Origin of the sequence: Actinomadura sp. WMMA1423 (genome assembly GCF_006547145.1) — a bacterium.
Classification (GTDB): Bacteria; Actinomycetota; Actinomycetes; order Streptosporangiales; family Streptosporangiaceae; genus Spirillospora.
This window is the reverse complement of the sequence record NZ_CP041244.1, coordinates 3,434,501-3,446,429: the sequence shown is the minus strand read 5'-3', so window position 1 is coordinate 3,446,429 and position 11,929 is coordinate 3,434,501. Positions and strand designations below refer to the sequence as shown.

Annotated in this window: 9 protein-coding genes and 1 tRNA gene; 6 read left to right on the top strand and 4 right to left on the bottom strand. The window is 71.2% G+C overall.

Annotation, left to right across the window (positions count from 1 at the left end):
* Positions 1-59: 59 nt before the first annotated feature.
* Positions 60-132, top strand: a tRNA-Leu gene (locus FKD65_RS15950).
* Positions 133-751: 619 nt separating this feature from the next.
* The gene (locus FKD65_RS15945) at positions 752-1,561 is read left to right on the top strand and encodes a Bax inhibitor-1/YccA family protein (protein WP_141578253.1); all 810 of its coding nucleotides are present in this window, start codon (positions 752-754) and stop codon (positions 1,559-1,561) included.
* A gap of 170 nt (positions 1,562-1,731) precedes the next feature.
* Here FKD65_RS15945 and FKD65_RS15940 read toward each other — a convergent pair whose 3' ends face one another.
* The 3 genes from FKD65_RS15940 to FKD65_RS15930 form a co-directional block, all read right to left on the bottom strand.
* Positions 1,732-1,959, bottom strand: a complete 228-nt coding sequence (locus tag FKD65_RS15940; RefSeq protein WP_141578252.1) for a DUF4287 domain-containing protein — start codon at positions 1,957-1,959, stop codon at positions 1,732-1,734.
* A gap of 238 nt (positions 1,960-2,197) precedes the next feature.
* On the bottom strand, positions 2,198-3,418 hold the full coding sequence (locus FKD65_RS15935) for an acetyl-CoA C-acetyltransferase (protein WP_141578251.1): 1,221 nt from the start codon (positions 3,416-3,418) through the stop codon (positions 2,198-2,200).
* A 134-nt stretch (positions 3,419-3,552) separates the two neighbouring features.
* Positions 3,553-4,734, bottom strand: a complete 1,182-nt coding sequence (locus FKD65_RS15930; RefSeq protein ID WP_141578250.1) for an SGNH/GDSL hydrolase family protein — start codon at positions 4,732-4,734, stop codon at positions 3,553-3,555.
* 186 nt (positions 4,735-4,920) lie between these two features.
* Here FKD65_RS15930 and FKD65_RS15925 point away from each other — a divergent pair, with 186 nt between their 5' ends.
* Complete coding sequence (locus FKD65_RS15925; protein ID WP_141578249.1) at positions 4,921-6,312, top strand: cystathionine beta-synthase; 1,392 nt, start codon at positions 4,921-4,923, stop codon at positions 6,310-6,312.
* A 152-nt stretch (positions 6,313-6,464) separates the two neighbouring features.
* Here FKD65_RS15925 and FKD65_RS15920 read toward each other — a convergent pair whose 3' ends face one another.
* Complete coding sequence (locus FKD65_RS15920) at positions 6,465-8,624, bottom strand: MMPL family transporter (protein ID WP_141578248.1); 2,160 nt, start codon at positions 8,622-8,624, stop codon at positions 6,465-6,467.
* 156 nt (positions 8,625-8,780) lie between these two features.
* On the opposite strand from FKD65_RS15920, the gene FKD65_RS15915 reads away from it, so the two are divergent.
* The 3 genes from FKD65_RS15915 (at position 8,781) to FKD65_RS44245 (ending at position 11,926) form a co-directional block, all read left to right on the top strand.
* Positions 8,781-9,929, top strand: coding sequence for a cystathionine gamma-synthase (locus FKD65_RS15915; RefSeq protein ID WP_141578247.1), 1,149 nt, complete (start codon positions 8,781-8,783; stop codon positions 9,927-9,929).
* An 80-nt stretch (positions 9,930-10,009) separates the two neighbouring features.
* Positions 10,010-11,092, top strand: a complete 1,083-nt coding sequence (locus FKD65_RS15910) for an alpha/beta hydrolase (protein WP_240810170.1) — start codon at positions 10,010-10,012, stop codon at positions 11,090-11,092.
* A gap of 279 nt (positions 11,093-11,371) precedes the next feature.
* Positions 11,372-11,926, top strand: coding sequence for a hypothetical protein (locus FKD65_RS44245; RefSeq protein ID WP_168220884.1), 555 nt, complete (start codon positions 11,372-11,374; stop codon positions 11,924-11,926).
* Positions 11,927-11,929 lie beyond the last annotated feature (3 nt).

The window sequence follows — 11,929 nt, the reverse complement described above, 5'->3', positions numbered from 1 at the left end:
CCCATTCCCACGGCGCTTGGGGAAGGCGCTGACTGCCACTGACTCGATATGATGACGCCGCCCCTGTAGCCCAATGGCAGAGGCGGGCTCCCTAAAAGAGCCATTGTGTCGGTTCGAGTCCGACCAGGGGCACGTGCGGTCGACCCTGCTCGCCGCTCTTTGATCGGCTTCGCCGGGGCTCGCTGTGTCTTCCCAGGGGGGCGACCCCCTGGAACCCCCGTTGCGAGCCGGGCGATCCTCACGCCACGGTTTCGGTTCTTGTGCCCGTGCGGGTTTGTGCGTGGCGCTGCGGTCGCCCGGCTCGGCGGGGCGGGCGGCCTCCAGGCGCTAGAGCGCCTTCCGGCCGCCCGCCCCGCGAGCCTCCTCAGGTCCACTCCTAGAGCGTTATGGCCTGGCACGTCCAAGAGGGTTGTGGCCTGGCACGTCCAAGAGGGTTGTGCCTGGCACGTCCAAGAGGGTTGTGGCCTGGCACGTCCAAAGGGGTTGTGGTGTGCCGCGTGCAAGTGGGTCGGGGTGTGGACGTTCTGACGTTTCTTGGGTGGTGGGGGTTCTGTGCCTTTCCGGGGGCGGGGCTGGAGATCGGGTGTGTACGGGGATTGGGGGTGTTTGCTGATCGTCTCGGGGGTGGTCTTGCGAGGGGTGGTCAAGGAGTTGTGGGAATTGCGGGATTGCTTTGCCGGGGTTTCGGCTGATCAACCGGGGGAGGTGCGGCTTACACTGGGGGTTCACGTCGGCCGAAGTGGAGAGTCTGATGGAGAGCAGAAACCCCGCGTTCCGGGGGAACGCCTTCGACCAGCGGGCCGGAGGCCATGGGGCGCCCGGGTACGGGGCGCAGCCCTACGGCGGCGGGCCCGGGTACGCCGCGCCGGGGTACGCGCCGCCCACCACCAGGCCGATGACCATGGACGACGTCGTCGTCCGCGGGTTCCTGACGCTCGCGACCCTCGTGCTCACGGCGGCGCTGGCGTGGGCGGCCGTGCCCACCTCGGCCGCGGCGCCCGTTCTCGTGCTGGCGCTCATCGCCGAGATCGGCATCTGGGCGTTCATCACGTTCGGGCGCAAGGCCAACGCGGGGACGGTGCTGGCGTTCGCCGCGGTCTACGGCGTCGTCGTCGGCATCGTCAGCCACTCCTACAACGACATCTACCACGGCGTCGTCTTCCAGGCCGTGATCGGGACGGCGCTGGCCTTCGGCGCCACCCTCGCCGTCTACGCGCTGCGCATCGTCCGGGTCACGCCCAAGTTCGCCAAGTTCGTGATGGCCGCCGGGCTCGCGCTGATCGGCCTGATGATCGTCAACCTGGTGGTGCACCTCTTCGGCGGCGACCAGGGCATCGGCATCCGCGACCCCGGCAGCCCCCTCGCCTACGTCTTCAGCGTCGCCGCGATCCTCGTCGGCTGCTTCTTCCTGCTGCTCGACTTCGACTCGATCGAGACCGGCGTCCGGACGGGCGCGCCCGAGAAGTTCGCCTGGTACTGCGCGTTCGGCCTGGTGCTGAGCCTCGTGTGGATCTACCTGGAGATCCTGCGGCTGCTCAGCTACTTCTCCGGACGCGACTAGCGTCGCCGCAAGGATCAGCCCCGCGCCGGCCGGCGCGGGGCTGATCTTTGTGCGGGATCTCTGCGCCAAGGTCGCGGCGGCTCGGCGCCGCGACGGCGGGGGCATCCTCTGGCGGGATCCCGCAACGTCGGTATGAAGTTCGCTCGTGGCGTCCCCTCAGGGGGACGTGCTCAGTAGTGACGGGCGCGGCGCGCGCGCTCGTGTTCGCGGACCAGCGCCGAGGCGTAGCCGTGGGAGAGGTTGTGCTCCTCGGCCAGCCAGGTACTGCGTTCCTCGCAGCGGGTGAACGACGGTCCGTTCTCGATGGCGGTGAACCACTCGGGGATGTCACGTCCTGTGACTTGCGGGATGCGGGCGATCAGCTTGCTGTGCGTCTCCGGCGAGTGGTTCAGTGACAATTGGCACCTCCAGGCCGCGGGGCTCTTCCTGCCGACTCTGCATTACCTCTCCGCATGTGACAACCCCCTAACGGGGACCTATCTTTTACGTTACGTAGATCATCTGTAACGGGGAGGTTCCCCGGAAACGCGCAGGTGGCCCGCATGGAGCCGCCTGAGGGCGGGTCCGGGCGGGCCACCGGGTGCTTCTTGCCGGAGAGTCGGCGCGGCGTTTCTTTAAGAAACTTTGGCCTTGCCTCTAGGAGAGGCGCTCCAGGACCATCGCCATGCCCTGGCCGCCGCCCACGCACATGGTCTCCAGGCCGAACTGCCTGTCGTGGAACCTGAGGCCGTTGAGGAGCGTGGAGGTGATGCGCGCGCCGGTCATGCCGAAGGGGTGGCCGACGGCGATCGCGCCGCCGTTGACGTTCAGCTTGTCGATGTCGATGCCGAGGTCCTCGGCGGACGGGAGCACCTGCGCCGCGAACGCCTCGTTGATCTCGACCAGGTCGATGTCGTCGATCGTCATCCCGGCCTTGGCGAGGGCCTTGCGGGACGCCTCCACCGGGCCGAGGCCCATGATCTCGGGGGACAGGCCGGTGACGCCGGTCGACACGATCCGGGCCAGCGGGGTGATGCCGAGCTCGGCGGCCTTGGTGTCGCTCATGACGACGACCGCGGCGGCCCCGTCGTTGAGCGGGCAGCAGTTGCCCGCGGTGACCGTCCCGTCCGGGCGGAACACCGGCTGGAGCTGCGACACCTTCTCGTAGGTGGTGCCGGGGCGGGGGCCGTCGTCCTTGGCGACGACGGAGCCGTCCGGCAGCGTCACCGGTGTGATGTCCTTCTCCCAGAACCCGTTGGCGAGGGCCTTCTCGGCGAGGTTCTGCGAGCGGACGCCGAACTCGTCCTGCGCCTGCCGCGACACGCCGCGCATGCCCGCGACGTTCTCGGCGGTCTGGCCCATCGCGATGTAGACGTCGGGCACCGCGCCGTCCTCGCGCGGGTCGTGCCACACGGGGGCGCCGCCCTCGCCGGCCTGCGCCGTGCGGGCCTGGGCGTCGGTGAACACCGGGTTCTGCGTGTCGGGCAGGCCGTCGCTGCTGCCCTTGGCGAACCGGCTCACCGTCTCGACGCCCGCCGAGACGATGACGTCGGCCTCCCCGGCGCGGATCGCGTGCATGGCCATCCGGGTCGTCTGGAGAGAGGACGAGCAGTACCGGGTGATGGTCGCGCCGGGCACGTTGTCCCAGCCCAGCAGGACCGACACGACGCGCGCCATGTTGTAGCCCTGCTCGCCGCCGGGCAGGCCGCAGCCGAGCAGCAGGTCGTCGATCTGGCCCGGGTCCAGCTGCGGGACCTTCGCCATCGCGGCCGTGACCATCTGGGCGGTGAGGTCGTCGGGCCGGATGTCCTTCAGCGACCCCTTGAAGGCGCGGCCGATCGGCGAGCGCGCGGTTGCGACGATGACTGCCTCGGGCATGTGCGGGTCTCCTTCTCAGCGGCCACGGTGTTACTCACCGGTCACGAGCAATCTAACCGCTGGTCGCCCGCGGAGTACACGCCGCCCCCCGGCCCTGGTGGACTCCGCGTCCAATAAGTGCGGGCTTACTTCACTCACCTGGGCCGAGTCCCGGTGGCGGGGTGACCGCCGCCCCATGTGCCCGGGACGCCGGGCACCGGAGGCTGGGACCGACGCCACCGGCCCGGCCACCGCGAGTGCGGGCGGGGGCCCGGCCGGGGCCCCGGACGGCCGGGGTCCGCCACCGGTGACCGGGCGGGCTCCGGCTCCGCGGGGGCACCGCCGTTCTCGCGCCGCCGGGGCAGGTGGGGGCGCAGCGCGGGGCGGCGCAGCGGGTACCGCAGCGTGGCCCAGCGGCCCCGGGGACCCCGGTCGTGGCCCGCCAGCGAGGCGCCGCTGACCTCCGTGCCGGCCCGCTCGGCGGCCTCGACGGCGGCGAGGTAGACGGGGATGACGTCGGCGGTCAGGTGGCCGGACAGGTCGCGGCGCAGGCCCAGCGCGGACGCCATCGACGGCAGCACGGCGGCGGACGCGGCGGCGTAGCCGCGGGCGGACGGGTGGTAGCGGTCCTCGCTGAACATCGCGAGCGGGTCGGCGGCGAACTCGCGGCCGAGCAGGTCGCCGAGCGACACCGACCGGCCGCCGCGCTCGACGACGGCGATCGTCTGGGCGGCGGCGAGCTGGCGGCTCGCCCGGCGCGCGAACCAGCGCAGCGGCGGCATCAGCGACTTGACCGAGCCGAGGTCGGGGCAGGTGCCGACGACGACCTGGGCGCCGGCGTGCCGCAGCCGCCGCACCGCCTCCCCGAGGTGGCGGACGGACTCGACCGCGGGCACCCGCCCGGTCACGTCGTTGGCGCCGATCATGATGACGGCTATGTCGGGACGGGCCCCGAGGGCCAGCTCGACCTGGCCGCCGAGCGCCTGCGACCGGGAACCGGAGCGCGCCACGTTCGTCAGCCGGACCGGACGCCCCGAGACCTCCGCCAGCCCGGCCGCGAGCAGCGCGGCGGGCGTCTCGTCCGGCGTGTGCACGCCGAGCCCCGCGGCGGTGGAGTCGCCCAGCATGACGAGCGAGAGCGGGTCGCCGAGGCGCGCCTCGCCGTACAGCCCGTCCGCCACCGGCGGGTCGCCGTTCGGCCGCGACAGGATGGTCCTGCGGGCGAGCCTGGCCTGCATGAGGAGTAGGCCGAAAGTGATGCCGCCGAGCGCGGTGATGCCTCCGCCGCCGTAGGCCGCGGCCGCCGCGATCCGCCGCGCGGTGAATGCCCTCAACATGCTGCGCTGACCCTCCGTGAATAACTTCCTACCCGCGCCAAAGGGTCGCGATACCTGAGGTGGCCGATCTCGGCTACCGTCGGGAACGGGAAACCTTCCGGGTCCCGCGCCGGTTCGCGCGCGTGACCCGCGGCGGAACAGCGCCGCAACTTTAAGATCACCACACTGAACGACAAGGATGTCGCGGTGCACGTACACGACTCGCTCGTCGAACTGATGGGCAACACCCCGCTCGTTCGACTGCGCAAGGTGACCGCCGGCGTGGGCGGCGGCCTGCGTCCGCAGGTGCTCGCCAAGGTGGAGTACTTCAACCCCGGGGGGTCGGTGAAGGACCGCATCGCGGTCCGCATGATCGACGCCGCCGAGGAGTCCGGCGAGCTGCGGCCCGGCGGGACGATCGTCGAGCCGACCTCCGGCAACACCGGGGTCGGGCTCGCCATCGTCGCCCAGGAGCGCGGCTACCGCTGCGTCTTCGTCTGCCCCGACAAGGTCGGCAAGGACAAGATCGACGTGCTGCGCGCGTACGGCGCCGAGGTGGTCGTCTGCCCGACGGCGGTGAACCCCGAGCACCCCGACTCCTACTACTCGGTCTCGGACCGCCTCGTCACCGAGATCCCCGGCGCGTGGAAGCCGAACCAGTACACCAACCCGCAGAACCCGCGGTCGCACTACGAGACGACCGGGCCGGAGCTGTGGGAGCAGACCGAGGGCCGCATCACGCACTTCGTCGCGGGCATCGGCACGGGCGGCACGATCAGCGGCGTCGGCCGGTACCTCAAGGAGGTCTCCGGCGGGCGGGTCCGGATCGTGGGCGCCGACCCGGAGGGCTCGGTCTACTCCGGCGGCAGCGGCCGCCCCTACCTCACCGAGGGGGTCGGCGAGGACATCTGGCCCGAGACATACGACCGCGGCGTCTGCGACGAGGTCATCGCGGTGTCCGACAAGGACTCCTTCACCATGACCCGCCGCCTCGCCCGCGAGGAGGCGCTGCTCGTCGGCGGCTCGTGCGGGATGGCGGTCGTCGCCGCGCTGCGCGTGGCCGAGCGCGCCGGCCCGGACGCGGTGATCGTGGTGCTGCTGCCCGACGGCGGCCGCGGCTACCTCGGCAAGATCTTCAACGACAGCTGGATGGCGGACTACGGCTTCCTCACCCCCTCCACCGAGGAGGCGCGGGTCGGCGAGGTGCTCACCCGCAAGGGCGGCACGCTGCCGGAGTTCGTGCACGTCCACCCGCACGAGACCGTGCAGACCGCGATCGCCATCATGCGCGAGTACGAGGTGTCGCAGCTGCCGGTGATGAAGGAGGAGCCGCCGGTCATGGCGGCCGAGGTCGTCGGCTCGGTCGGGGAGACCGACCTGCTCGACATCATGGTGAAGGGCCAGGCCAAGATGACCGAGCCGGTGGAGTCGCACATGTCGGCGCCGCTGCCGACGCTCGGCTCCGGCGAGCCGGTCAGCAAGGCGGTCGGCGTCCTGGAGAAGTCCGGCGCCGCCGTCGTCCTCGTGGACGGCAAGCCCAAGGGCCTCATCACCCGGCAGGACCTGCTCGCCTTCCTGGCCGACGCCACCACCGGCTGACCGGGGCGGGGAGCGTCCGGCGAAACGGCCGAGCGCCTGGAGATCGGCGATCTCCAGGCGCTCGGCCGTTCAGGTGTCGGGTTGCGGGGCCCGGCCGGTGGGCGGCGTTATGGGCCGGCCCCCGCAACCCGACGTCTCGGGGGGCGCCGCGGCTAGCCGCGGTGCCCGGACGGGGCGAAGTCCTCCCGCGTGTCGGTCGGCTTCAGCTGCTTCTTCGGCTCGTCACCATGGCCCGGCCACCAGGCCTTGTGGCCCAGCATCGCGGTGAGGCCCGGCACCAGGAAGGTCGACATCACGAAGGCCGACAGCGCGATGCCGATCGCCACCGAGAAGCCCATCTGCTGGAGCATCGAGACCGGCGCGAGCATCATCACCGAGAAGGTGCCGGCCAGGATGAGGCCCGCCGCGGCGACCGTCGGGCCGCCGTGCTGGACGGCCAGGGCCGCCGCCTGCCGCGGCTCGTGGCCCTCCTTGGCCTCCTCGCGCAGCCGCGCCGTCATCAGGATGTTGTAGTCGGTCCCGATGGCCAGCACGAACAGGTAGAGGACGATCGGCAGCTGGAAGGTGACGCCGGCCTCGCCCATCGCGCCCTGGAAGACGTAGACCGCGGAGCCGAGCGTCGCCGCGAAGCCGAGCAGCACGGCCACGACCAGGTAGATCGGCGCGACCACCGACCTCAGCAGCAGCGCCAGGATCAGCGCGATCAGCACCGCCGCGACCGGCAGGATCACCGACAGGTCGCGGTTGTTGACCGCGTTGATGTCGGAGAAGATCGCCGTCTGGCCGCCGACGTAGGCGCGGGTGCCCTCCGGCGCCGCCTTGTGCACGGCGGGCGCGAGGTCGTCCTTCACCAGGCTGATCGCCTTGTTGGACGCCGGGTTGACCTTCAGCACGAGGTCGACCCGGGCGACGGTCTTGTCCTGGCCGGGCACGGGCGCCTGCACCTTGCCGACGCCGGGCGCGCTCTCGGCGGCCTGGCTGAACGACTGGAGCTGCTGCTGGCTGATCGGCTGCCCGTTCTGGCTCTTGAGGAAGACCTGGACCGGGGTGGTCAGGCCGGGCGGGAAGCCCTTCTCCATGTCCTTGGTCGCCTGCGCGGACTCGGTGTCCTGCGGGAAGCCGGCGGCGAAGTCGTAGTCGGCCTTGAACCCGAGGGTGCCGAGCGCGAGCACGACCAGGACGAGCCCGGACGCCGCCGCGGCGACCGCGGGGCGCTTGCCGACGCCGCGGCCGATGGCCGTGGAGAACCTGCCCTTCGGCTGCTTCTTCCACGCCTTGGACGGCCAGAAGACGGCCGTGCCGAGCAGCGACACCAGCGCCGGGAACAGGGTGAGGGAGGTGATCCCCATCACGACGACGGCGATGGCGAGGGCCGGGCCCCAGGCGCTGAAGACGCCGAACGTCGCGAGCAGCAGGACCAGGAACGTGACGGCGATGGCGGCGGCGGCGGAGGAGATGACCTCGCCGACCCGCTCCACCGCGGTGATCATCGCGGTCTTCTTGTCGTCGCCTGCCCGCAGCCGCTCGCGGAACCGGAACATCAGGAACAGGTAGTAGTCGGCGCCGATGCCGAAGAGCACGATCAGGATGATGGTGCTGAGGCTGTCGTCGCCGGAGAACCCGAAGATCTTCGAGGCCACGCCGATCAGGCCCATCGCGACCTGCATGGTCACGCTGATGACGACGATCGGCAGCACCGCCGCCAGCGGGGCCCGGAAGATCAGCAGGATCAGGCCGATGATCAGCACGAAGGTGGCGATGCCGACGATCTCGAAGGACTTGTTGAAGGAGTCCTCGTTGTCGACGAAGCCGGCGACGTCACCGCCGACCTTGGCCTCCAACCCGCTGCCCTTCAGCAGGACGGGCAGGTCCTTGCGGATCTGCTTGACCGCCTCGCCCTGCTTCTCGTTGTCGTCCATCGAGGTGCCCTTCATCGGCACCATGACCACCTGGACGGCCTTGTTGGGAGCCACTGCCTGCGGCCCGGTCGCGAAGCCGAGGACCGTCGCGGGCTTCTTGGCCTCGAGCGACTTGGCGGCCTCGTTCACCTTCGCGGTGTCCTGCGCGGTCAGCGGGCTTCCGTCGGTGCGCTTGACCACGATGAGCGAGGAGGTGTCCTCCTGCTGCGGGAAGGCCTTTTCGGCGATCTTGAGCGCCTGCACCGACTCGTACTTCGAGGGCAGGAAGTCGCCCTGGTCGGACTCGGTGGTGAGCTTGGGGGAGAAGGCGATGATGAGAACCGCGGCCACGAGCCAGGCAACGATCGTCCACCACGGGTGTCTCACGACGAAGCGCGCGAGCCGAGCGAACATGGGGGCTTCCTTAAATTCACGGACGTAGGGATACCTGTAAAACAGTAGAGACCGGACACCGCGAGGGAGTCACCCACGACGCCGAATTAGCGCGTGATACCTCCGGGGGAGCCTCTCCTCCTCGAGGAGGGTCGGGGAGTGGATAGCCTCGTACCCATGGACAACGAGGTTCAGCAGGGCTTCGAGACCCTGGCCATCCACGCCGGGCAGGAGCCCGACCCCGCCACCGGCGCGGTCGTCCCGCCGATCTACCAGGTCTCCACCTACAAGCAGGACGGCGTCGGCGGACTGCGCGGCGGATACGAGTACTCCCGTTCGGCCAACCCGACGCGTACGGCGCTGGAGGTATGCCTGGCCGAGACGGAGGGCGGCGCGCGCGGGCTGTCGTTCGCCTCGGGGCTCGCCGCCGAGGACGCGCTGCTGCGCACCGTCTGCCGGCCCGGCGACCACGTGATCGTGCCGAACGACGCCTACGGCGGCACCTACCGGCTGTTCGCGAAGGTCGCCCAGCCGTGGGGCGTCGAGTTCGACCCGGTGCCGCTCGGCGACATCGCCGCGGTCCGGGCGGCGGTGCGTCCGGACACGAAGATCATCTGGGTGGAGACGCCGACCAACCCGCTGCTCGGCATCGCCGACATCGCGGCCCTCGCCGCCGTCGCGCGGGACGCGGGGGCGCTGCTGGCCGTCGACAACACCTTCGCCTCGCCCTACCTCCAGCGGCCGCTGGACCTCGGAGCGGACGTCGTCGTCCACTCGACCACCAAGTACATCGGCGGGCACTCCGACGTGGTCGGCGGCGCGCTGATCGCCGCGGACCCCGGCCTCGGGGAGCGGCTGGCGTTCCACCAGAACGCCATGGGCGCGGTCGCGGGCCCCTTCGACGCCTGGCTCACCCTGCGGGGGATCAAGACCCTGGGCGTCCGGATGGACCGGCACTGCGCCAACGCCGAGCGGATCGTGGAGATGCTGACGCGGCACCCGGCCGTCCGCCAGGTCCTCTACCCGGGCCTGCCCGACCACCCGGGCCACGAGATCGCCGCCAAGCAGATGAAGGCGTTCGGCGGCATGGTCTCGTTCCGGATGGAGTCGGAGGAGGCCGCCGTCCGGGTCTGCGAGCGGACGAAGCTGTTCACGCTCGGCGAGTCGCTCGGCGGCGTCGAGTCGCTGATCGAGCACCCGGGCCGGATGACGCACGCCTCGGCGGCCGGGTCGCCGCTGGAGGTGCCGGCCGACCTGGTGCGGCTGTCGGTCGGGATCGAGGACGTCGCCGACCTGCTCCGCGACCTGGAGCGGGCGCTTTCCTGAGAATCGGCCGACCGTTCCCCACCTGAGTTGATCAAAACATCTATACTCGGCGCGCCAGGTTCGTGAAGAAAGGGCCGCGGGTGCGCAAAGTACTGGTGTGTGGGGCGGCGTTCGCCGCGACGTGTGTCTCCGCCGTCACCGTTCCCGTGGGAGCCCACGCGAACACTCCGGCGCCGACGCCCAGCGCGTCCGCCCCGTCCGAGTCGCCGACGGGGACCCCGTCCGGCGTGCCGGAGACCGGGGCCCCCGGCGGCACCGGCTCTCCGACGGCGTCCACGGCGCCGACGGAGGAGAACGTCCCGGCGGGCCCGGGCGGGGAGCCGGACGGCACCGTCACCGCCCAGGCGGTCATGGTGACGCCGGAACTCCCGCGGTTCCGCACCTACGCCTACGGCAAGGCGCCCGCCCAGAAGATCGACGCCTACTGGCGCAAGCCGGGGCCGCGCGCCACGCCTCGGCCGGCCGTGCTGCTCCTGCACGGCGGCTACTGGCTGGAGGGCGACAAGGGCGGCGGCTGGAAGTACTTCGCGCGCCGGCTGACCGACGAGGGCTTCGTCGTCCTGTCGGCGAACTACCGCCTCGCGCCCAAGGCCCAGTGGCCCGCGCAGCGCGACGACGCCCTGGCGGCCCTCGACTTCGTCAAGAAGCACGCCCCGGTCTGGAACGTCGACCCGAGCCGCGTCGCCGTCATGGGCTCGTCCGCCGGCGGGCATCTCGCGACGCAGCTCGGCACGCTCGGCACCGGCACCCAGCAGGTCCGCGGGGTGGTGGCGCTGTCGCCGCCGAACAACCCCTACCTGGCCTTCCAGGACGGCGCGAAGCCGGACGCGCCGTTCACCCAGCGCAAGCTGCGCCGGGCCGTCGTCGACCTCCTGCACTGCGTGCCCGGCGCGACCGCCGCCCCGGACTGCTGGACGAAGCTGGACGACGCCAGCACCGTCACGCACGTCTCCCCGGGCGACGCCCCGATGCTGCTGATGCACGCCACCGGCGACTTCGTCCCGGTCACCCAGAGCACCGGGCTGGCGAGCGCGCTGCGCGGCGCGGGCGTCCAGGCGACCGTCAAGACCGTCGAGGGCGACATGCACGCCTCGGACATGCTGGGCGACGAGGGCGTCTACCCGACGATCCTGGCCTGGCTGAAGAAGCGCCTGAACCCGTAGTTGGCGTTTCTCTCCTCCTTCGGGCCTGGCGGCCCTGCTGTGCCCATTGCAGTGCCCTCCTCCTTCGGGCCCGGAGGGCCCTCCATCGTCGGGCACTGCGGCGATCGCTGGCATCGCTCCGGCTCGCCTTGCGGCTCGCTGCGCGATCAGATTCTTGCTTCGCTCGAATCTGCCTTCGGACGCGATCGCAACCATGGGGTCGTCGCGTGGTGGCGGCGCCGGCTGAGGTTGTCGCGTGGTTGCGGTGAGGGTCGGGGCGGCGGGGGCTAAGGTCGGCTCATGTCGACTTCGGACCGCATCCTGCTCCTTCTCCACATCGGGTTCGCGATCTTCACGCTGGGGCCGCTGACCGCCGCCACGATGTCCACGCCCCGGTACATCCGCAAGCGCAACGTGGTCGTGGTGCGGTATCTGCATCGGACCACGCAGATCTACGGGCTCGGGACGCTCGGGATCTTCCTGATCGGGCTCGGGCTGGCCAAGGGCGACCTCGCCGAGGTGTGGCTGACGGTGTCGATGACGCTGTTCGTCGTCGCGCTCGTGCTGCTGCTGATCATCGAGCGCGACCAGCGGAAGGCGGCGCACCTGCTGGAGGTCGCGGCGGCCGAGGCGGCGCCCGCGGCGGTGCCGGCCCGTCCCACCGCGGAGAAGGCGGGAGAGGGCGCGGCGGAGGCCAAGGCCGGGGCCGAGGAGCCGGCCGCCACGGGGGCCACCGCCGAGCCCGTCACGGCGGGCGAGATCGCCCAGGTGGAGCGGGGGCGGCTGGCCGCCATGTCCGGCGTCGTCGCACTGATCTGGCTGGTGATCCTCGTGCTGATGGTCTGGAACGGCTGAGTC